This is a genomic window from Actimicrobium sp. CCC2.4 (assembly GCF_034347385.1).
In the GTDB taxonomy this organism is placed as follows: Bacteria; Pseudomonadota; Gammaproteobacteria; order Burkholderiales; family Burkholderiaceae_D; genus Actimicrobium.
In genome coordinates this window covers 1,566,793-1,588,523 of sequence record NZ_CP133777.1, presented here as the reverse complement: position 1 = coordinate 1,588,523, position 21,731 = coordinate 1,566,793, and the positions used below count along the sequence as shown (strand labels likewise).

At 60.6% G+C, this 21,731-nt stretch carries 20 protein-coding genes; 9 read left to right on the top strand and 11 right to left on the bottom strand.

The genetic code is table 11. The features are described 5' to 3' along the window. Positions 1 to 33 precede the first annotated feature (33 nt). On the bottom strand, positions 34 to 1,185 hold the full coding sequence (gene prpC / locus RHM62_RS07395) for a 2-methylcitrate synthase (protein ID WP_322124878.1): 1,152 nt from the start codon (positions 1,183 to 1,185) through the stop codon (positions 34 to 36). A gap of 31 nt (positions 1,186 to 1,216) precedes the next feature. Further along, positions 1,217 to 2,110: a methylisocitrate lyase gene (gene prpB / locus RHM62_RS07390; protein ID WP_322124877.1), complete on the bottom strand. Its 894-nt coding sequence runs from the start codon at positions 2,108 to 2,110 to the stop codon at positions 1,217 to 1,219. 190 nt (positions 2,111 to 2,300) lie between these two features. Here prpB and prpR point away from each other — a divergent pair, with 190 nt between their 5' ends. Next, on the top strand, positions 2,301 to 3,899 hold the full coding sequence (gene prpR / locus RHM62_RS07385) for a propionate catabolism operon regulatory protein PrpR (RefSeq protein WP_322124876.1): 1,599 nt from the start codon (positions 2,301 to 2,303) through the stop codon (positions 3,897 to 3,899). Positions 3,900 to 4,152: 253 nt separating this feature from the next. Here prpR and RHM62_RS07380 read toward each other — a convergent pair whose 3' ends face one another. Continuing rightward, the gene (locus RHM62_RS07380; protein ID WP_322124875.1) at positions 4,153 to 5,208 is read right to left on the bottom strand and encodes a hypothetical protein; all 1,056 of its coding nucleotides are present in this window, start codon (positions 5,206 to 5,208) and stop codon (positions 4,153 to 4,155) included. Between the two features lie 220 nt (positions 5,209 to 5,428). On the opposite strand from RHM62_RS07380, the gene RHM62_RS07375 reads away from it, so the two are divergent. Together RHM62_RS07375 and RHM62_RS07370 are read left to right on the top strand one after the other, a co-directional pair. Then, positions 5,429 to 5,545 carry a DUF4160 domain-containing protein gene (locus RHM62_RS07375; protein ID WP_322124874.1) on the top strand — a complete coding sequence of 39 codons (117 nt, stop codon included), beginning with the start codon at positions 5,429 to 5,431 and terminating at the stop codon, positions 5,543 to 5,545. A gap of 109 nt (positions 5,546 to 5,654) precedes the next feature. Next, on the top strand, positions 5,655 to 5,903 hold the full coding sequence (locus RHM62_RS07370) for a DUF2442 domain-containing protein (RefSeq protein WP_322124873.1): 249 nt from the start codon (positions 5,655 to 5,657) through the stop codon (positions 5,901 to 5,903). A 51-nt stretch (positions 5,904 to 5,954) separates the two neighbouring features. On the opposite strand, the gene RHM62_RS07365 is transcribed toward RHM62_RS07370, so the two are convergent. From RHM62_RS07365 to RHM62_RS07340, 6 genes are all read right to left on the bottom strand, one after another. Beyond that, positions 5,955 to 6,593 (bottom strand): glutathione S-transferase family protein, encoded by a 639-nt coding sequence (locus tag RHM62_RS07365; protein WP_322124872.1) that lies wholly within the window; start codon positions 6,591 to 6,593, stop codon positions 5,955 to 5,957. An 87-nt stretch (positions 6,594 to 6,680) separates the two neighbouring features. Continuing rightward, positions 6,681 to 7,874 carry an ATP-binding protein gene (locus RHM62_RS07360; RefSeq protein ID WP_322124871.1) on the bottom strand — a complete coding sequence of 398 codons (1,194 nt, stop codon included), beginning with the start codon at positions 7,872 to 7,874 and terminating at the stop codon, positions 6,681 to 6,683. 149 nt (positions 7,875 to 8,023) lie between these two features. Next, positions 8,024 to 9,229: an ergothioneine biosynthesis protein EgtB gene (gene egtB / locus RHM62_RS07355; RefSeq protein WP_322124870.1), complete on the bottom strand. Its 1,206-nt coding sequence runs from the start codon at positions 9,227 to 9,229 to the stop codon at positions 8,024 to 8,026. After that, positions 9,226 to 10,188, bottom strand: a complete 963-nt coding sequence (gene egtD, locus RHM62_RS07350) for an L-histidine N(alpha)-methyltransferase (protein ID WP_322124869.1) — start codon at positions 10,186 to 10,188, stop codon at positions 9,226 to 9,228. Before egtD ends, egtB begins: the two co-directional genes overlap by 4 nt. Before the next feature lie 10 nt (positions 10,189 to 10,198). Beyond that, on the bottom strand, positions 10,199 to 10,723 hold the full coding sequence (locus RHM62_RS07345; RefSeq protein ID WP_322125350.1) for a TlpA disulfide reductase family protein: 525 nt from the start codon (positions 10,721 to 10,723) through the stop codon (positions 10,199 to 10,201). A gap of 9 nt (positions 10,724 to 10,732) precedes the next feature. Further along, complete coding sequence (locus tag RHM62_RS07340) at positions 10,733 to 11,815, bottom strand: transglutaminase-like domain-containing protein (RefSeq protein ID WP_322124868.1); 1,083 nt, start codon at positions 11,813 to 11,815, stop codon at positions 10,733 to 10,735. Between the two features lie 126 nt (positions 11,816 to 11,941). Between RHM62_RS07340 and RHM62_RS07335 the strand changes: the two genes are divergently transcribed. The 6 genes from RHM62_RS07335 to RHM62_RS07310 all read left to right on the top strand — a co-directional run bounded on the left by RHM62_RS07335 (position 11,942) and on the right by RHM62_RS07310 (position 20,003). Continuing rightward, positions 11,942 to 12,157, top strand: coding sequence for a TIGR02450 family Trp-rich protein (locus tag RHM62_RS07335; protein ID WP_322124867.1), 216 nt, complete (start codon positions 11,942 to 11,944; stop codon positions 12,155 to 12,157). After that, the gene (locus RHM62_RS07330; RefSeq protein WP_322124866.1) at positions 12,148 to 12,834 is read left to right on the top strand and encodes an ABC transporter ATP-binding protein; all 687 of its coding nucleotides are present in this window, start codon (positions 12,148 to 12,150) and stop codon (positions 12,832 to 12,834) included. Before RHM62_RS07335 ends, RHM62_RS07330 begins: the two co-directional genes overlap by 10 nt. Further along, a complete protein-coding gene (locus RHM62_RS07325) occupies positions 12,831 to 15,350 on the top strand; it encodes an ABC transporter permease (protein ID WP_322124865.1) in 2,520 nt (839 codons plus the stop codon). Before RHM62_RS07330 ends, RHM62_RS07325 begins: the two co-directional genes overlap by 4 nt. After that, positions 15,350 to 16,411: a carotenoid 1,2-hydratase gene (locus RHM62_RS07320; protein WP_322125349.1), complete on the top strand. Its 1,062-nt coding sequence runs from the start codon at positions 15,350 to 15,352 to the stop codon at positions 16,409 to 16,411. Before RHM62_RS07325 ends, RHM62_RS07320 begins: the two co-directional genes overlap by 1 nt. After that, positions 16,408 to 18,249: an ABC transporter transmembrane domain-containing protein gene (locus tag RHM62_RS07315; RefSeq protein WP_322124864.1), complete on the top strand. Its 1,842-nt coding sequence runs from the start codon at positions 16,408 to 16,410 to the stop codon at positions 18,247 to 18,249. The genes RHM62_RS07320 and RHM62_RS07315 overlap by 4 nt, the downstream gene beginning before the upstream one ends. A 209-nt stretch (positions 18,250 to 18,458) precedes the next feature. Continuing rightward, the gene (locus tag RHM62_RS07310; RefSeq protein ID WP_416172297.1) at positions 18,459 to 20,003 is read left to right on the top strand and encodes a catalase; all 1,545 of its coding nucleotides are present in this window, start codon (positions 18,459 to 18,461) and stop codon (positions 20,001 to 20,003) included. A 349-nt stretch (positions 20,004 to 20,352) separates the two neighbouring features. On the opposite strand, the gene RHM62_RS07305 is transcribed toward RHM62_RS07310, so the two are convergent. Then, positions 20,353 to 20,805, bottom strand: a complete 453-nt coding sequence (locus tag RHM62_RS07305; protein ID WP_322124863.1) for a fasciclin domain-containing protein — start codon at positions 20,803 to 20,805, stop codon at positions 20,353 to 20,355. A gap of 127 nt (positions 20,806 to 20,932) precedes the next feature. Then, on the bottom strand, positions 20,933 to 21,694 hold the full coding sequence (locus RHM62_RS07300; RefSeq protein WP_322124862.1) for a DeoR/GlpR family DNA-binding transcription regulator: 762 nt from the start codon (positions 21,692 to 21,694) through the stop codon (positions 20,933 to 20,935). Positions 21,695 to 21,731: the final 37 nt, after the last annotated feature.

Genomic DNA, 21,731 nt, shown 5'->3' with positions numbered 1-21,731 from the left:
CTTGGAAGAAGGTGTGGAAGCGCTCACTTGCGCTCACTTGCGCTTGCTGATCGGCACGAAGGCCAGATCATCGGGGCCGACATAATTGGCGCTCGGACGGATGATCTTGTTGTCGATGCGTTGCTCGATGATATGCGCAGCCCAGCCGGAGGTCCGTGCAATAACGAACAATGGCGTGAACATCGCGGTCGGAATGCCCATCATGTAATATGACACGGCCGAGAACCAGTCGAGGTTAGGGAACATCCGCTTGGCTTCCCACATCACGGTCTCGAGGCGCTCGGCGATGTCGAACATCTTGGTCGAGCCTTCTTCGATCGACAGTGACCTGGCGACATCCTTGATGACCTTGTTGCGCGGGTCCGAAACCGTGTAGACCGGATGGCCAAAACCGATCACGACTTCCTTGTTGTCGACGCGGCGACGGATGTCGGCTTCGGCTTCATCGGGATTGTCGTAGCGCTTCTGGATTTCGAACGCGACTTCATTGGCACCGCCATGCTTGGGCCCGCGCAAGGCACCGATACCGCCGGTGATGGCCGAGAACATGTCGGAACCCGTGCCAGCAACCACGCGCGCAGCGAAGGTCGAGGCATTGAATTCGTGTTCGGCGTACAGGATCAGCGAGGTGTGCATGGCTTTTTCCCATGCTTCGGATGGCTTCTTGCCGTGCAGCAGATGCAGGAAATGCGCGCCTATGGATTCGTCTTCGGTCTGTGTTTCGATGCGTTTGCCGTTGCTGCTGTAGTGATGCCAGTACAGCAGCATCGAGCCCAGCGACGCCATCAGGCGATCCGCGATATCACGTGCGCCCGGCGTGTTGTGATCGTCTTTTTCCGGCAGCATGCAACCCATCGCCGAGACACCGGTGCGCATCACATCCATCGGATGCGACGACGCCGGCAGCGCTTCGAGCACCAGCTTCACATTGGCAGGCAAGCCGCGCAGGGCTTTCAGTTTGGTCTTGTAGGCATGTAGTTCGGCGCTGGTCGGCAGTTTGCCGTGCACCAGCAGATGGGCGATCTCTTCGAACTCGCAGGTGTCGGCGATATCGAGGATGTCGTAGCCGCGATAGTGCAGGTCATTGCCGGTCTTGCCGACGGTGCACAGCGCGGTATTGCCGGCAGTGACGCCGGACAGCGCAACGGATTTTTTCGGCTTGAAGGCCGGTACGGATTCGGTCATGGGGTGTCTCTCTTTTTGAATTTGGCAGGGATTATTTTTTGGCGTTCTGTGCAGCAAAGAGCGCGTCGAGCTTGTCTTCGTACGAGTAATAATCGATGCGGTCATACAGCTCCTTGCGGGTCTGCATCGTGTCGACGACGGCCTGCTGCGAACCGTCGCGGCGGATCGCGGTGTAGACGTTTTCGGCAGCCTTGTTCATCGCGCGGAAAGCCGACAGCGGATACAGCACCAGCCCGACATCGGCCGACTTCAGTTCATCGACGGAAAACAGCGGCGTGGCACCGAACTCGGTGATGTTGGCCAGTACCGGCACCTTGACGGCAGCGGCGAACTGCTTGTACATCGCCAGTTCGGTAATGGCTTCCGGGAAGATCATGTCGGCACCGGCTTCGACGCAGGCAATCGCGCGTTCCAGTGCGGCTTCCAGGCCTTCGACGGCCAGCGCATCGGTGCGCGCCATGATCACGAAGTTTTCGTCGGTGCGCGCATCGACGGCGGCCTTGATACGGTCGACCATTTCCTGCAGCGTGACGATTTCCTTGTTCGGCCGATGACCGCAGCGCTTGGCGCCGACCTGGTCTTCGATGTGCATCGCGGCGGCACCGAACTTGATCATCGACTTGACCGTGCGGGCCACATTGAAGGCCGACGAACCGAAGCCGGTATCGACATCAACCAGCAGCGGCACATCGCAGACATCGGTAATACGGCGCACGTCGGTCAGCACATCATCGAGCGTGGTGATGCCCAGGTCCGGCAAGCCCAGCGAACCGGCAGCCACACCGCCACCCGACAAATAGATCGCCTTGAAGCCGGCGCGCTTGGCCAGCAACGCATGGTTGGCATTGATCGCGCCGACGACTTGCAACGGGGATTCTTCTTGCATCGCCTTGCGGAAGGCAGCACCTGCGGAATACTGGGACATGGGAAGGTCACTTTCGAGTGTGTTTCATCGGAATTGCTTGCGGCTTCTATTGCAATCGCCGTGCCACCTTTTGCGGACTGGCGGCAAGTCCCGCCAATGTTGGCGCTGGCGCAATTACACCGGTGTTTCGTGGCCCCGGGAACGTTTCAATCTGCGTTACACTCGCAACACTGAAACGCCAAAGTGAAACATGCACCGTCCCAACCTCCCCGTATCGATCGACCCGAACGACAAGCCGGTCATTTGGACCGTCTCGATCTCGCGCCTGTTCGACCTGTTCCGCGACATCATGCTGGAGTACGGCGACGCCGCCACCATCGAGCCGATCAATCTCGGCTTCGAAGATGCGGTACGTCATATCCGCGAACGCCTCGTCAATGAGCGCTGCGACGCCGTCATCGCCGCCGGCTCGAATGCCGCCTACCTCAAAAGTCGCTTATCGGTGCCTGTCATCATCGCCAAGGCCAGCGGCTTCGACGTACTGCAGGCGCTGGCGCGGGCACGCAAGATCACGCCCCGGATCGGGCTGATCAGCTACCAGCAGACCATGCCGGAGCTGAGTGATTTCCAGGCCACCTTCGGCCTCGACATCGTCCAGCGCAGCTACGTCACCGAAGAAGATGCGCGCGCCCAGATCAGCGAACTGAAAGCCGCCGGCATCCAGGCCATCGTCGGCGCCGGCCTGATCACCGACCTGGCCGAAGAAGCAGGACTGGCTGGCGTGTTCGTGTACTCGGCCGCGTCGATCCGGCTCGCCTTCGACGACGCGCTCGACATCGCCCGCTTCACCCGCATCGACAGCAACCGGCGTCGCCCTGCCCCGCCTGCCGATACGCTGCGGGCGCGCCACGGTCTCAACGACTTGCGTGGCGAATCGATGGCGATGCAACGAGCCCGGCAAGCCATCACGCTGTTCGCCCGCTCGCCGGCAACCGTGCTGATCCAGGGCGAAACCGGCACCGGCAAAGAACTCGCGGCGCAAGCGGTCCACCGCGAAAGCACGCGTGCGCGGCAGCCGTTCGTGGCCCTCAATTGCGGCGCGGTGGCGGAGTCGCTGCTGGAAGCCGAACTGTTCGGCCATGAAGAAGGTGCGTTCACCGGCTCGCGCCGTGGCGGTCACGCCGGCCTGTTCGAAGCGGCGCAGCACGGCACGCTATTCCTCGACGAAATCGGCGAAATGGCGCTGCCGCTGCAAACGCGCCTGTTGCGCGTGCTGGAAGAACGCGAAGTGGTGCGCGTCGGCGGCACCCGACCGATTCCGGTGGATGTACGCATCGTCAGCGCGACACACTGCGACCTCGACTTGCGCATGCAGGAAGGCCGCTTCCGGCCCGACCTGTTTTACCGGTTGGGCGTATTGCGGATGACCTTGCCGCCGCTACGCGAGCGGCCCGACGATCAGGTCGAACTGGCGGCCTGGTGCCTCAAAAATGCGCTAGCCGCGATGGGCTTGCGGCCGCATCCGAACCTGCAAGCCGAGTTGCAGGCGTGCTCGACGCTGCTGGCCGGTTATGGCTGGCCAGGCAACGTGCGCGAACTGCGCAACATGATGGAACGGGTCGCGCTGTATCTGGCAGCCGAACCGCTGCAGGCCTTGTCGCCGGGATTGCTGCTGGCAGTGGCACCGGAATTGATGCGCGCCGGCGCGGTCGCACCGATGGTGCTGGCGTCTGCTCCGGCGGAATCGCTGACCGACGTGCTGGCGCGGTTTGATGGCAACCGGGAAGCGGCGGCGAAGTATCTCGGGGTGAGCAGGACGACGTTGTGGCGGAAGTTGCGGGGGGCTTAGGGTTGGCGGCTGATGCTGATGCTGATAAATTAAAAACCGTTCGTCCTGAGCTTGTCGAAGGAAGCTTGTCGAAGGCGTACAGGTCGGTGCGCCTTAGACAGGCTCAGGCCGAACGGAAACGGAAACGGAAACGGGAGCGGGAATGTGAGTGTGAGTGTGAGTGTGAGTGGCTTACGTCAACACCGAAGAACGCAAACGCAAGTTCCTGGAGCCAGGGTAATTTTCACAATACGGCCAACTCCCCCGTAACCGATCACCGAGGCCCGCCTGGCAAGTCCTTGTTCGGAATCTGTACCGTGAAGTGGGAACCCGAAATTCTCAGCACCGGCATATCCGCCAGCAAGCCCTTGAGGACGCCGGTGCGTGTTTCCATCGTACCGGCGCTATCCTCGGGATCAGGAATTCGCATGGCATGCGTTGCACAGACCGTCAGCGTGGCTGCCATTATTTCCCGGCCGGGACTATCCGCTACCGGTTCTTGGCGGGTTTCCAGGACTGCCGCGATAACGCCCAACGGGCGAAAGAGTTTCATCACGTCATCCGCCTCTGCAAACTGTTCGCGATAGACCAATGCCGTGGCCTTGTCATCCGATGCGCCGCCCTTGCGCAGAAACAGGTAGGTGAGTTCGTCGAGCAATTCTTCGCCACGTTCGCTGACAAACCCGGGCACATGCAATTGGCTATTTCCCTGCAAATTCTTGTCATTAAAAATAGACAGGATGCCGTTACGCTCAACCGCGGCGCAGGCTTCACGCATCTGGATCGCCTTCGATGCATGCGCGTTGCCCAGCGTGTTGATGATTGCGTCATGCAGTTGTTCCGGTGTCATTGTCAGCATCACCGCCGTCCACGCGGAACGCCAGGCACACTTGGCGCCGGCACCTGAAATATTCTTGGACTGGTGGGTCGCTTCAAGACTGCCCACCAGCGCCGGTGCATTCACATTGAGCAAATGAAACACGGTCACTGTCGCCGGCGCGGCCGGCAGTTCGATCAACCGCTGCGACACCGGCAACGCTGGCGGGGCTGCAACGATCGCGGCATCCGGTGCTGGCATCGAATGGGCGTTGATAATCGCTTCAATGTTGGCGTGGAGGGCCCGCTCTTCGGCACTCCGCGTCAGCAGGATTTTGTCCAGCAACTCTTGCCTGACATGCGAAGACCGCGCCAGTCCGGCGTCACGGGCAGGCATACTGACCGCTGAGCGCGGTACGACCCCGGACCGTGGCGGCGACGCACTACTGGCTGTCTGCCTTTCATTTCCGCCGAACATGCGGAACACCTTGCCGAGGAACGTTGGCAGTTTCATGTGATGACTTTCATTACCCGCTATAAAAACCGATGAAAGCGATCGCCTTCCGGCCATCGCAGCTAGCCAGTGAGTGCCCCCGCAAACAGGTCAGTTCCAAAACGATCAGCACCGATTACGCTTGAAAGCCATGCCTGATTCATGCGAAGGCACGTTCTCGGGTCAATCGGTTTGGAACACACGATGACTCGCGATAACAAACATCGTTCGGGGAAAACCAATGCCAGTTGTGTTTCGATACAAGGGATACCGATTTTTCTTCTACTCGAACGAAGGCAGTCCAAGGGAGCCATTGCATGTGCATGTTCGCAGCAGTGACGATGAAGCAAAATTCTAGCTACATCCCACCGTTTGTTTGAGTGACAGCAATGGGTTTGACGCACGAACGTTACGAGAACTTGCCGACGTCGCAGAACAAAATGCCGCATTGATTGAAAGGACCTGGAATGACTACTTCCGCTAAATCCGTACATTTCGACGACAACAATATGTGGCTCGCTTTGTCGGACGGCCGCACACTCGGTGTGCCGCTGGCATGGTTCCCGAGGCTGCTTCATGCGACCCCGGAGCAGCGCCAGCAATGCGAGCTCTCGGTCAATGGTATTCATTGGGAGGCACTCGATGAAGATATCTCGATTGCCGGTTTGCTCGCTGGACGCGGGAATGCCACTGCGCCGAAAAAAATTGCGGCGTAAGTCGTCACGGCAAAAGTTCAAGCCGATGATTCAACTACGCAAAAAGCAATCTCAACAAAACGGCGCAGCGATCCCCTCCGCCGCAAACGCCCGCTGCACCGCCGGCCGCTGCGCCATCATTGCCAAATAGTCTCCCAGCGCGCCGCGCTCCCGTGCCGGCCGCGCCATCATCCGGCTCCAGCGCGACAGCATGAACAGGTAGGGGTCGACGATGCTGTACTGCGCACCGAGCAAGTACGGTCCGTTGGCGGCAAGCTCGGCGTCGATCAGATCGAACATGTGCGCCAGCCGTGCTTCGGCGTGGGCTTTCACTTGGGCTGCGGCCACCGCGTCGTCGACCATCCGCTCGGGATAGAAGTACGTGATCATTTCGGCCTGCACGGTGTTGGTCAGGTGCATCAGCCACTTGTAGCAATGGGCGCGTGCGGCGCTGGCCAGCGGTGGCGCGAGTTGCGCTCCAGGATGGGTATCGGCCAGGTGCAGGCAGATCGCGGCGGTTTCGTAGAGCACCAGTTCGCCATCGACCAGCACCGGGATCAGCCCGTTCGGATTGAGCTTGCGGTAGACCTCGCCGCGATGGAGCTGATTGTCGCGATCGACCAGCACCAGTTCATGTGGGATGCCGAGTTCTTCGAGCAGGATGTGCGGTGCCAGGTTGGCATTGCCGGGGGCGTAGTAGAGCTGGATCAAGGGATCTCCTGAAAATGACTATTTCGCCAATCGCACACCGCTGAATTGCTGGCGCGCCGTGACAGGAAAACAGTGACGACCGGGACTTCATGCAGATGACGAGCCATCGTCTTTCGTCACAAAATTTCGCATCAGGTATTGGTCAAACATCGCCACCGTAAAAGCAATGTCGCCGTGCGAGGGGCTGTAAATCATCCCCTTGTTGATAATCTGGGCCCGTCGCGGTCCGAGGCTTTGGGACGTCTCACCCAGCGCATCAGCAATGTCGGATGACCGGTACGGCCCGGCACCGAGCCTGGCCATGGCGATCACGTATTCACGCTCTTTGGGAGTCAGTCGCTCAAACCGGACTTTGAAAAATCCCTCATCAAGTCGCTTGGTCGCCCGCAGCGCGGCATTCTTCGCGTCGGCAAGATCGATCTTGCCCGCCTGTGCAATGTTCCAGCATTGATGCCCCCACTCTTGAAGGAAATAGGGATAGCAATGCGTCTTGTCTATAATTTCATCCAGGGCCTGCTCGGAAATGCGGGCACCTTCTTCGTTCACCGGATGCCTGATCGCCATTTTGGCATCGGCAACTTCCAGCGGCCCCACAACAGGGTAGAGAAAAAGGCGTTCAGCGTAGGACTTGGCATCCCCGGACAAGGCAGCAACCTGAGGCAGGCCAGCGCCAAAAAACAAAACCGGCAACCGTTTCTGATTGATTTTGTGCAGGGCGACGATCAATGCCGCGAGGTCTGCGGGTCTCAGGTATTGCACCTCATCAATCAGCAAGGTCCAGCCCCTTCCTGCCGCCTTCGCCGCCTCACCGACCTGAACAAACAGCTCCGATAAATCACTTTCCAGATCACCACTGTCGGCAACGCCGGGTTCGGCTTCCACGGATAGTGAGACGTCGCCATAGGTCAGCTTGAACGCCGAGCCAAACGAGCGCAAGGCCCGCAGCGCGCTGTACACCTTGGCCTTGGCACTCGCTGTCACGGACAGCTTGTGCAGCAGTTGATCAATTTTTGGCATCAGGAGTTCGCCCAGCGACCGGTTCTCCGGCGCTTCGACGAAAGACACCAGGTGACCGGCTTGCTCGGCCATTTCCTGAATTTTGTTCAACAGTACCGTCTTGCCCACGCCCCTCAGCCCGAGAAACATCTGTGGCCGGGTCGATTTGTATAGCAAGGCCCGTTGAATGGCGACGCCAGCTTCGTCGATGATGGCTTGCCGGCCGGCAAGCTGTGGCGGCTGGCTGCCTGCGCCGGGGGCAAACGGGTTGTGGACTGGATCCATAGGATGGTGATCGAATAAATGATAAAAACAGAAAAATTATAGCAATGTATAAGTTTGTATATAACTATATAGCCTTGTGGCTTTATACATTGTCATACTTCAATATCAATGTTGATTTTCCGGCTGATCGAACTAGCCTCTTTCAATAACTACTTCGCCAAACGCACACCGCTGAATTGCCAGCGCGCCGTGGCAGGGAAGAAGTTGCGATAGGTGCTGCGCGCGTGCCCTTCCGGCGTGACGCACGAGCCGCCGCGCAACACGTACTGGTTGACCATGAACTTGCCGTTGTATTCGCCCAGCGCGCCGTCGGCGGTGACGAAACCCGGATACGGCGCATAGCTACTCGAAGTCCATTGCCAGCACGCGCCGAACAGGTCATCGAAGCGGTCGGGGCCGGCTGATTGCACCGCCGATTCCCATTGCGCTTCGGTCGGCAAACGCGCACCGGCCCAGCGCGCGTAAGCGTCGGCTTCAAAATACGACAAGTGAATCGCCGGGCACTGCAAGTCCAGTGGCTGCAGTCCACGCAAGGTGAACTCGCGCCAGCCCGTGTCGCTGCGCTGCCAGTACAGCGGCTGCGTCAGCGCGTTTTGACAGACCCAGTCCCAGCCTTCCGAAAGCCACAACGCAGAATCGGCGTACCCGCCGGCATCGATAAATGCCAGATAGTCGGCATTGCTGACCAGCGTGGTGGCCAGCGCAAATCCTTCGACGAATTGCCGGTGGCGCGGCCGTTCATTGTCGAAACAAAACCCGTCGTCATCGCCTCCGATCCCGACAATGCCGGCCTCGACCTGATGCCAGTCAAGCGGTGCACGACACGCCGGCGGTAACGCTGCCCCGGGTGCATACGCCGGATGCAGCGGATTCATCGACAGCAAATGCTTGAGGTCGGTGAGCAGCAATTCCTGATGCTGCTGTTCGTGCTGCAATCCAAGCCGCACCAGCGCGGCCAGCTCGGGCGATGGTGCCATCAGCACGGCACTAACCCGCGCATCGACAGCCACGCGATACGCCAGCACCGCAGCCAGCGACGGCCGCGTGATCAGGCCGCGCTGCGCCCGCCCATGCTTGTCACCGATGCCGTTGTAATACGAATTGAACAGTACGCGAAAGGCCGGATGATGCGGCTGAAAACCAGCTTCGAAGCGCTCCAGAATGAAGGTCTCGAAAAACCAGGTCGTATGCGCCAGATGCCATTTGGCCGGACTGGCATCGGGCATCGATTGCACGCACGCGTCTTCGGGCGAGAGCGGTGCGGCCAGTGCGACCGTGTGCGCGCGCACTGCCGCAAACTGCGCGGCCAGTGCTTCTGCCGGCTGCTGCCGGGCCAATTCGGCCGGCGCGTTCATGGCCGGTTTCCGCTGGCCTTCGCGTGACACACCATGAACCAGCCCTGCGGATCCGTCCAGCTCTGCTGCAGCGTGAAGCCGGCGCGCTCGAGCAAGGCGGCAAAACCTGCGGCCGTGTATTTGTAGCTGTTCTCGGTATGGATGCGCTCGCCGGCGGCGAAGTGACGCTGGCCACCGCGCCAGCGCACCGTCTGTGCAGCCTTCGCCTCGAGGTGCATTTCGATACGGCTCTGGTCGGTATTAAAAAAGGCGACATGCTGCCAGCCGCGTACATTGAAGTCGGCCTCAAGTACCGTGTTGAGGTGGTTGAGCAGGTTCAGGTTGAACGAGGCAGTGACACCGAGCGCGTCGTCGTACGCGGCATCGAGCAATGGCTTGGCCTTGACCAGATCAACACTGATCAGCAGACCGCCGTCATTGTCACCGGCCTGCGCCAGCCGGGCGAGGAACGCCGTAGCGTCCGCGGGCGCAAAATTGCCGATTGATGAGCCGGGATAAAAAAACAGGCGCTGCGCCGGACCGACATGGTCAGGCAAGGCAAACGGTGCCGAAAAATCGACCCCCAGCGCGGTGATTTCCATCGCCGGAAAACGCTGTTGCAAGGTATCGACCGAGTCGCGCAGGAAGTCGACGGAAATATCGATAGGCACGTAATGCGCCGGTTGCAACACCGGAAACAACCGCGCCGCCTTGGCGCAATTACCGGCACCAAGATCGACCAGTGTGCGGCCGCGACCGACCGAGGCAGCGATCTCGTCGGCGTGGGCGTCGAAGATCGCCGCTTCGGTGCGGGTCGGGTAGTACTCGGGCAGTTCGCAGATGGCTTCGAACAGTTTCGAGCCAAGCGCGTCATACAGATATTTGGGCGAGGTGATGGCTTGCGGCTCTTGCAAACCGGACAGCAGTTCATCGCGGATGGCAGATTTGTCGGCGTGAAAACGCTGGATGAATTGGGCCAAGGTCAGTCTCCTATTTCAAGAGGTCGAGGACAGGTGCCTGAATTACGGGGTCGTCCCAATCGGCTTCGCCGACCAGCTCGTAGCGCAGCCGGCCCTGCTTGTCGATCAGGAAGGTGGTCGGCATGATGCGCACGTGCCAGGCTTTCATGGCGACCGAATCGGCGTCCCGCAGAATGGTGTACTGGATCGGGATGCGCTGGGTGAACTGGCCGATGCGCGCCTTGCCTTCACCGATGTTGATGCCGAGGATATGTAGCTTGCGGTCCTTGAAGCGTTGCTGCAGGCGGTTCAGCGCCGGGATTTCTGCTTTACAGCCATCACACCAGGTAGCCCAGAAATTCACCACTACCACCTGGCCCTTGAGGCTCGCGAGATCAACCGGCTTGCCGTCAAGGTCATCGAGCAGCAGCGGCATAGGCGGCTGGCCCTGGCCGGAAAACGCCATCCAGCTGGCTTGTGCCTGCACCGCCGGTGCCGCCACCAATGCCAGCCAGGTCATCGCCGCCAGCAGCAGCGTTCGTAATGAGGTGCGCATCAAGCCCGATCAGCCGGTGATTTCAAGTGACGTGATCTGGTACTTGAAGTTGTCCGGATCGAGGCTGTCGACGCGGGCCGCCTTGCCGTCTTCGATGATCATCGCGTTCGGATACATGAAGAAGCCGATCGCGCCTTTTTTGTCGCCGGGCAGCTGCACGTCGTGGGCGTAATTGAAGGCCATCCAGTTCATTTCCCACGAACCGAACAAGCGCTTGCGGGCCGCCTCGACTTTTACGTCGGTCAGAGGCAAGCCGCCGCCTTCTTCGAGCACAACCTTGCGCACGTCGGCCGGATCGACCGGCACCCAGCCGTAACCGGCCAGATAGACTTCAGCGCGGCAATGCTGCGCCTTGGTGATGTCGCCTGACTTGCCGAGCGATTTGTAGCCCAGCCGTGAGTCAGCGACGCGCACGCCATAGACATCCCGCGCCGGAATGCCGACCGAACGGGCCAGCCCGACATACAAAGCATTGAGGTCGCCGCACTTGCCGCCGAGGTTATTTGATTCGAGCATCGCCTTGATATCGCCAACACCACAACCGCGCACCTTGGCATCGCGGCGGGTATTGTCGACGACCCAGTCGTACAAGGCCTGGGCCTTGGCCATGTCAGTCTTCGCTCCCCTGGTGATGTCCTGCGCTGTCGAGAGCACGATGCCATCGGTCGGCAGCAGGTCGGTCGCAGCCAGTGCCAGCTTGCGTTCGGCAGGATCGAGTTGTTCGTTATTCGGTGCGGCGGTAAGGTCAACACGGCGATCACGCGTCATGATGCGGGTGGTGACTTCGACGACCGGCTTGCCGCCACCACTGAATTCGGCCACCAGGATACCGGCACCGTATTTGGCGTCCTGCACGATCTGCGCCTTGCCGTCGGCGGTCTTGAAGGTGGTCTCCAGGACTTTCTGATAATCGGTATTGACAGTCGGGATCGGCAACCAGACGCTCGCTGCGCCGGTGCTGTTGAGTTCGACGCGGGTCGTCACGTCGAACGTGCGCCACGGACCTTCGGTGGCAAATGCTGCCTGGCCGAACGGGATGACGGAGACGGCCGAGGCAATGGCGGTAGTTTTAAGGAAGGTACGACGATCCATGGTGTTCCCTGAAGAAATAAATTAACTGGGCTGTCGCAGATTGCGGCCACGCCCGGAGCGCCAACCCTGTTTTGCAATCCACACTAAACTGGACCAAGTTTAGCTTACCCAACAAAAAATCACCGCATGACGATCTCGCCCAAAAAACTCCTCCTTTCAAAGTGGACAGCCTTGACACCGGTCAATCGCGAAAAACATTTTCTGGTGTCACGCGTCGTCGTGCCGGAAGATGGCTCGCCGATCACCCAAGTGGATTTGCAGGCCGTCCATTCCCTACGCACTGAAACTATTTTCTGGCGCGAGCTCGACGATGCCACCGTGTGGGTGGTCGGATGGAAATGACCTCGCCCGCCCTACCGGCAGCACTCGAATGCCGTGCCGTGCGCAAGGCTTACGGCAATGGCCGCGTGGTGCTGGCGCAGCTGGACTTCGTGCTGCAGCCCGGCGAATACATCGCGATCATGGGCGAATCCGGCGTCGGCAAATCGACACTGCTCAACCTGATCGCCGGCCTCGATATGCCCGACAGCGGCAGCGTGCTGCTCGATGGCGTGCCGATATCGGGCCTCAGCGACGACGCCGCGACCCGCCTGCGACGCGAAAAACTCGGCTTCATTTTTCAGGCCTTCCATGTACTGCCACATCTGACGCTGGCACAAAATGTCGGCTTGCCGCTGCTGCTCAATGGCGCGCCGCTCGAACGCGCCACCGACATGCTCGACCAGGTCGGCCTGCGCGGACGCGGCCATGATTTTCCGCGCCAGTTATCAGGCGGCGAAATGCAGCGCGTGGCGATTGCGCGTGCGCTGGTGCACCGGCCGACGCTGATCCTGGCCGATGAACCGACCGGCAACCTCGACCCCGACACCGCTGCCGACGTGCTGCACTTGCTGCGCGCCGAGATCAAGGCCAACGGTGCCTCGGCCATCATGGTCACGCATTCGCTGGCAGCCGCAGAGACCGCCGACCGCATCCTGATCCTGACCAGCGCCGGCTTGCATCCGCTACCTGCTGCATGATCGCGCTGCTGACGCGCTGGCTGGTGTTCGGCGAATGGCGCGCACACCCGTGGCGCGCGCTGGCAGCGATCGCGGCGATCGCGCTCGGCGTCGGACTGGGCTTTGCCATCGACCTGATCAATGGCGCGGCCTTCAATGAATTCTCGGCTGCCGCGCGCAGCCTGACTGGCCAGTCGGACTTGCAGGTGCGCGGTGCGCAACCGCTGTTCGATGAAAAAGTCTATCCGCAACTGGCACGCCATGACGGCGTCGTGCTGGCCAATCCGGTGCTGGACATCGATGCCACCATTCCGGGTCAGCGCGGCGCGCTGAAGATCCTCGGCATCGATCTGTTCCGCGCCTCTGCCCTCGCTCCCGATCTGCTCGGCGTGCCGTCCGCCGACCAGCCATTCGACACGCTGGCCGATGACGCGATCTTTCTGTCACCGGCCGCGCAGGACTGGCTCGAGGTCAAGGTCGGCGATACCTTGCAACTGCAAAACGGCACCGGCACGGTGAGCCTGCGCGTGGCCGGCGGCATCGTCCGTGCGCGCCCCGGCCAGCGCATCGCGGTGATGGATATCGCTGCCGCGCAGTGGCGTTTCGAGCGACTCGGCAAGCTGTCACGTATTGACCTGAAGCTGGCGACCGGTGTCTCGCGCGCGACCTTTCGCCGCACGCTGGCCAGCCAATTCCCGACGCTGCTGGTGACCGAGAATGCCGACCTGGAATCACGCAGCGCCAACATGTCGCGCGCCTACCGGGTCAACCTGAACGTGCTGGCGCTGGTGGCATTGTTCACCGGCGCGTTCCTGGTGTTTTCGACGCAAGCCTTGTCGGTACTGCGACGCCGCTCCCAGTTCGCGCTGCTGCGCGTGATCGGCCTGACCCGCGGCCTGCTGCTGCGGCAAGTATTGCTCGAGGGTGGCTTGCTGGGCGCACTCGGCTCGCTGGTCGGGCTGGTTGGCGGCTACGTGCTGGCGGCGCTGGCGCTGCGATTTTTTGGTGGCGATCTGGGCGGCGGGTACTTCCCCGGCATCCGGCCTAGCGTGCAATTAAATTGGACGACAGCGATTATTTTCTTCGTGCTCGGCACCGGCATTGCGCTGCTCGGCAGTCTTGCGCCGGCACTCGAAGCGGCCCGTGCGCAACCGGCACCGGCACTCAAATCCGGCAGCGAAGACGTCGCCCTGTCGCGCCTGTCGACGCCGTGGCCGGCGCTGGCCTGTCTGCTGCTGGCGGCGTTACTGACGACCTTACCGCCGGTGTTCGAGCTGCCGCTATTCGGTTATCTTGCGGTGGCCTTGCTGCTGGTCGGCGGGATCGCGCTGATGCCGCGTTGTGCGGCACTGGTGTTTGCCGCGCTGAGCCGGCGCGGGCAACGCCAACCGGTCACGATGCTGGCGCTGGCGCGGCTGGCCAATGCTCCCAACCAGGCCTCGATCGCGCTGGGCGGCGTGCTGTCGAGCTTCAGTTTGATGGTGGCGATGGCGATCATGGTGTCGAGTTTCCGGGTCTCGGTCGATGACTGGCTGGTGCAATTGTTGTCAGCGAATCTGTATGTGCGCTCAGCGACCAGTGGTGACACGGGTGCGATGAAGCCGGCCGAACAGCGTCTGATCAGCGCCCTGCCCGGCGTGGAGCGTGCCGAATTTTTACGCACCTTGCCGCTGACGCTGGATCCGGCGCGTCCGGCCGTGGCCTTGCTGGCGCGTCCTATCGACGCTGCCAATCCTGACCGCACCTTGCCGCTGACCGAGGATGTCATCGATGCGACGCAACTGCCGGCCGGGGTGTTGCCGCTGTGGGCCTCGGAAGCGATGCTGGACTTGTACGGCTATCGGGTCGGCCAGCAAGTGACGCTGCCACTGGGGGCCAACGCGCCACCGTTCAAGGTGGTCGGGGTATGGCGTGATTACGCGCGGCAGTCGGGTGCGGTGCAAATCCGGCTGACCGATTACCAGCGACTGACAGGTGACCTCAATGTCAGCGATGCCGCGCTATTTTTTCAGCCTGGCGTGACGACCGGCCAGGTGATCCGCGATTTCCGGGCGCTGCCGTTCGGCAGTGCTGTCGAGTTTTCCGATCCCGGTGAAATCCGCGCCCTCAGCCTGAAAATTTTCGACCGCAGTTTCGCGGTGACTTACTTGCTGGAGGTGGTCGCCATCGTCATCGGCCTGTTCGGCGTGGCGGCGACTTTTTCGGCGCAGACGCTGGCGCGCGCCAAGGAGTTCGGCATGCTGCGCCATGTCGGCGTGACGCGCCGGCAAATCCTGCTGGTGCTCGGGATCGAAGGCGGCTTGCTGACCGGCCTGGGCATCACGGTCGGTTTCGTGCTCGGCTGGGTCATCAGCCTGGTGCTGATCTTTATCGTCAATCCGCAATCTTTTCATTGGAGTATGCAATTGCACATGCCCTGGATCATGCTGGGATCGGTGGCCGGTTTGCTGCTGGTGTCATCGGCGGCAACGGCCGTCATCGCCGGTTCGCGGGCGGTGGCCGGTGACGCCATCCGCGCCGTGCGGGAGGACTGGTGATGCGCTGGCTGATCGTGCTGCTGGCCTTGTGCGGTTGGGCGCACGCCGCGCCGCCGGTGTTCGCCACCGTCAGGCCGGACATGCCGCTGCGATTTCCTGCCGACTTCGGATCGCATCCGGACTTCCGCACCGAATGGTGGTACGCCACCGGCTGGATCGAAACACCGGACAAAAAGCCGCTCGGCTTCCAGATCACCTTCTTCCGCTCAGCCACGGAGCATGACCGCAGCAACCCGAGCGCGTTCGCGCCGTCGCAACTGATCATCGCGCATGCGGCCTTGTCCGATCCCGCCGTCGGCAAGCTGGTGCACGACCAGCGCACGGCGCGCGCCGGCTTCGGGCTGGCCTACGCCCGCGAAGGCAACACCGACATCCTGCTCGATGACTGGCACCTGCTGCGGCATGCCGACGGCAGTTACGACGCAACGATCACGGCCCGCGACTTCACGCTGAACCTATCGCTGGTGCCGACCCAGCCACCGCTGGTGCAAGGCGATGGCGGTTTTTCGCGCAAGGGGCCGCGCATCGAACAGGCCAGCTATTACTACAGCCAGCCGCAATTGCAGGTCAGCGGCCAGCTCGCCCGCAATGGCGCGCCGGTGGCCATCACCGGTACCGCGTGGCTCGATCATGAATGGTCGACCAGCGTGCTCGATGCCGATGCCAGCGGCTGGGACTGGCTCGGTGCCAACCTCGACGATGGCGGCGCATTGATGGCTTTCCAGATTCGTAACAAGCAGGGTGATAAACTCTGGGCCCACGCTGCATTGCGCGATAAATCCGGTGTCGTCACGCAATTCAAGCCGGACCAAGTACACTTCGCGCCGCAGCGCCACTGGCGCTCGCCGCGGACCAACGCATCGTATCCCGTGGCGACACGGATCACGACCGGTAGCACGACCTGGCAACTGATCCCGCTGCAGGACGATCAGGAGCTCGATTCGCGCCAGTCGACCGGCTCGGTGTACTGGGAAGGTGGCGTGACGATTCTGCGCGCAGGGCAACCGGCAGGCCGCGGTTACCTCGAAATGACCGGCTACGTAAAACCTTTGAAACTATGACCACGACGACCACGAACTCCAGTACCACCGCGCACATCGCCAAACCTGCCAACGCACCCGAAACACCCGTCGCCAAAAAAGCCAGCCTCGCCACGCTGGCCGAGTTGTTGCCATTCCTGAAACCGTATCTGCGCCAGTTCCTCCTTGCGGGCGTTGCCCTGCTGGTGGCGGCGTGCGCGACATTGGCCGTGCCGTATGCCTTCAAGCAAATGATCGACCTCGGTTTCGGCGGCAACGGCACCAGAAGCGCCGACCACATCGACCTGTATTTTCTGGCGCTGTTCGGCGTGGCGAGCGTATTGGCCATTGCGACAGCGGCGCGGTTTTACATGGTGTCGTGGCTCGGCGAGCGCGTTACGGCCGATATCCGCAGCGCGGTCTACGCGCATGTGGTGACACAAAGCCCGCAGTTTTTCGAGACGACCCAAAGCGGCGAAGTGCTGTCGCGCCTGACTACCGACACGACGCTGATCCAGTCGGTCGTCGGCACCAGCATCTCGATGGCGCTGCGCAATGTGCTGCTGTTTATCGGCGGCATGGTGATGCTGTTCATCACCAGCGTGAAGCTGACGGCCATCATTTTCGGCGCACTGTTTCTGGTGGTCGCACCGATCGTGATCTTTGGCCGGCGCGTGCGTAAGCTGTCGCGCGACACCCAGGATCGCATTGCCGATGCCTCGGCGATGGCCGGTGAAATCCTCAATGCGATGCCAACCGTACAAGCCTTCACGCATGAAAAAATCGAATCGCAGCGCTTCAGCAGCCTCGTCGAAAACGCCTTCGTGACAGCGATGCGGCGCATCCGTGCGCGTTCGCTGCTGACGATGATTGCGATCCTGCTGGTCTTTGGCGCGATTGTGTTTGTGCTGTGGCTGGGTGCCCATGCGGTCATCCAGGGCACGATGACCGGCGGATCGCTCGGGCAGTTCATCCTGTACGCAGCCATCGTCGCCGGCTCGATCGGCGCGTTGTCCGAAGTGCTCGGCGAAGCGCAGCGCGCTGCCGGAGCCACCGAGCGCCTGCTTGAACTGCTGGCCGAAGAGTCGCCGATCCAGTCGCCAGCGGTTCCGAAACCTTTGCCGCAACAGAGTGCCGGCGGTGCCACGCTGACCTTGAAGGACATCACGTTTCACTATCCATCACGTCCGGACAGCCCCGCATTGACGCACCTGTCGCTGACCATTCCGGCCGGAGAAACCATCGCCATCGTCGGGCCTTCCGGTGCCGGCAAGACCACGCTGTTCCAGATGCTGTTGCGCCTGTATGACCCGCAGCAGGGCAGTATCCTGCTCGATGGCGTCGATATCACCGAACTCGATCTGCACACACTGCGCGGTGCCATCGGCATCGTGCCGCAGGACACCGTGGTGTTCTCGGCCAATGCGATGGAAAACATCCGCTACGGCCGTGCCGGCGCCACCGATGAGGAGGTGATTGCCGCCGCCCGGATGGCTGCCGCGCACGAGTTCATCGAGCGCCTGCCGGAAGGCTATCAATCTTTCCTCGGCGAACGCGGTGTGCGCCTGTCCGGCGGTCAACGCCAGCGCATCGCCATCGCCCGCGCCATGCTGAAAAACCCGCCGCTGCTCTTGCTCGATGAAGCCACCAGCGCACTCGATGCCGAGTCCGAACGGCTGGTGCAAAGCGCGCTGGAAGCAGCGATGGTCGGGCGGACCACGCTGGTCATTGCGCATCGACTGGCGACCGTCAAGCGGGCCGATCGCATCGTCGTACTCGAACACGGCCACATCGTCGAAATGGGTACGCATGCGGAACTGGTCGCACTCGATGGTTTGTATGCGAGTCTGGCGGCGCTGCAGTTCGGCGTGCAAGGCTGACGCTGACAGTACTTACAGGGTAACGAAAAGGCCGTCACCGAACGGTCAAAACCTTCTTTTTACACAACAGTGGTAGCAAAAGTAACTCGAGTATTGTCACTCATAGCGATAATCTTAAAACCCAATCAGTAATTGCAAATATATAGTTTTCTTCTATCAAGCTATAAAGACTCCATCGCGCGCTGTTGCGCAGTTCAACTTGGAGTCACATGATGTTTGCATCCCCCCGATTGTCCGCTTCCCGCCTGGCCGTGCTTGGCCTTATTACCGTACTGGCCAGTAGCGCCCATGCCCAGACGCTGACTCGCGATAACGGATCGCCGGTCGGCGACAACCAGAATTCGCAAACGGCCGGACCGAATGGTCCCTCGTTACTGCAAGATTCCCACCTGATTGAAAAACTGCAGCGTTTTGACCGCGAACGGATTCCGGAACGCGTGGTGCACGCCCGTGGTACCGGTGCGTTCGGCGAATTTGTCTCGTCCGGCAATGCATCAGCATTGACGCGCGCCGATATGTTTGCCGCCGCCGGCAGAAAGACACCCGTCTTCGTCCGTTTCTCGACGGTCATCCATCCGAAAGGCTCACCCGAAACACTACGCGATCCGCGTGGATTCGCGACCAAGTTTTATACCCAGGAAGGCAACTGGGATCTGGCCGGCATCCACCTACCGATCTTTTTCATTCGTGATGCGATCAAGTTTCCGGACATGATTCATGCTCTCAAGCCCTCCCCTGTGACCAACGTGCAGGACCCGAATCGCTTCTTCGATTTCTTCAGTCACGTGCCGGAAAGTACCAGCCAGTTGACCCGTCTGTACTCGGACATGGGTATTCCGGCGTCCTACCGGAAAATGGATGGCCACGGCGTGCATGCGTTCAAGATGGTCAACCAGGCCGGCATCGTGACCTATGTGAAGTTCCACTGGAAGAGCCGGCAGGGTGAGCAGAACCTGACCCGTGCCGAGGCAGCGCGTGTACAGGGTGAGGATTTCAATAACCTGACCAACGACCTGTACGGCTCCATCCGCAACGGTGATCTGCCAAAGTGGGATTTGTATGTGCAAACGATGCCGCCAGCCGACCTCGACAAGTACGCTTACAACCCGCTTGACGCAACCAAGACATGGCCCGGTTTGCCCGAAACCTTGCTGGGCACGATGACGCTGAACAAGGTGCCGGATAACTTCTTTGAAACCACTGAGTCGGCTGCTTTTGCGCCATCGAATCTGGTGCCCGGCATCGAACCGTCCGAAGACAAGATGCTGCAGGGACGCTTGTTTTCGTACGCCGATACGCAACTCCACCGACTGGGTGCCAACAGCAAGACCTTGCCGATCAATGCGCCGTTGGTCAGGGTGAGCAACGGTAACTCGGACGGTCAGGGCAATCGCGGCGGACGCTCCGGTGAAGTCAATTACCAACCTTCCCGTCAGGCCGGAACAGCCACTGAAAACCCTGACTACAAATATGTCGAAACCCCGTTGACCGGCACGACCATCCAGGCACCGATCAAGAAAACGGATAACTTTACGCAGGCCGGCGAGTTCTTCCGTGGGCTCAACAGCGCGCAGCAAACCAACCTGATCGGCAACCTCGCGTCAGATCTCGGCAAAGTCAATAACAGCGAGATCAAGCAGATCATGCTGATGCACTTCTACAAGGCGGATCCGATCTTCGGCAGCCGTTTGACGGCAGCCATCAGCGGCGATCTGGGAGATGTACAGCGGCGTGCGGCGAAGATGGCCGACTAACGGACAGACGGTGCACTGCCCTCCAGGACTGGCACCCACCTTTCGGGTCGGCGTGCGAGCGCACCGGAAAATGCCATCAATGCCCACGTTTTTGTGTCGCTCGCGTGGACACGATGAACCTGTGCCCACCCTGCAAATTCCTGTATTGCCGTGACTTGGGCAGAGTTTTTTTGTGCGCACGCGGATGCACCGCAGAACCATCATCGTGGACCAAAATACCTGTACCGGACGCGCATTAAACAAAAAACCCGCCGATGGTAACGGCGGGTTTTTTGTTTAATGCAATCGACCGGTTCCTGTCGCAGCGCCAGATCATGACGCGACTTCCGGAACCGCCAATATCTTGCTTTTACTTCGGCATCAGCACGGTATCGATCACATGGATCACGCCATTGTCGGCGACGATGTCAGCCGTGGTGACTTTGGCTTTGTTGACTGTCACTCCACCGGTGGTGGCCAGTGTCACGTTTGAGCCTTGAACGGTCTTGACGTCACCGGCCTTGATGTCTTTCGCCATCACGGTGCCTGGCACGACGTGATAGGTCAGTACGGCGGTCAGCTTGGCTTTGTCTTTCAACAGTGCATCCAGGTCAGCCTTTGGTACTTTTGCAAAGGCGGCATCGGTTGGTGCGAAGACGGTGAACGGGCCTTTGCCCTTGAGCGTGTCGACCAGGCCGGCGGCCTTGATCGCGGTAACCAGTGTGGTGAAATTACCAGCGCCGACTGCGGTGTCAACGATGTCCTTGGCTTGTGCGGCGAAGGCGGCGGAGGCGATGACGGCGGCTAATATAATTTTTTTCATGATGTAATCCCTTTGATAAAGTGAAGTGGAAAGAACAGATGAACTTGGTTTTCGGTTCTGCCGAAACTGTAGAGCTACTGTCGCACACATCCGGAAACGATGTTGAAAGTGACCAGTAAGCGTCTTTTTACGCCGCCACCACTACCAAGACCTGTGCGGCTTCCAGCACCGCGGCCAGCGCCTCCGGCGGTGGAGCATCCGTGATAAGTACATCGATTTGCGACAGATGCGCCATGCGCACCAGCGCCTGCCGGCCGAACTTGTCGCTGTCGGCCACCAGCCAGACTTCGCGCGCCTGTTCGATGATCGCCTGGGCGACCTTGACCTCGCGCGAATCGAAGTCGCGCAGTGTGCCGTCCGCCTCGATGCTCGAAACACCAATGATGCTGATGTCGACCTTGAACTGACGAATGAAATCAATGGTCGCTTCGCCGACGATGCCACGATCACGTCCGCGTACCAGCCCGCCGGTGACAATCACTTCGCAATCCGGATTGTCGGACAGGATGGTGGCGACATTGAGGTTGTTGGTCACCACGTGCAGGCCTTTGTGCTTCATCAGTGCGCGGGCAACCGCTTCCGTGGTCGTACCAATATTGATCAGCAGGGAACTGCCCGCCGGCACTCGCGCGGCGGCGGCAGCGGCGATACGCTGCTTGGCATCGCTGTTGAGGATCTGGCGCTGACGGTAGTCGATATTCTCGACCGACGAGGGCAAGCCGACACCACCGTGATAGCGCGCCAGCAGGCGCGCCAGTTCCATCTGCTTGACATCACGTCGTACGGTTTGCGGCGTCACGTCGAGCTGCTGCGCCAGCTCTTCTACCGAGATCGTGCCGCGCTTGCGGACTACGTCCAGCAACTGCCGTTGACGAGGATTGAGCGTCATCAAAATTCTCCGGATGAGGTGATTACCGTTAAAACGA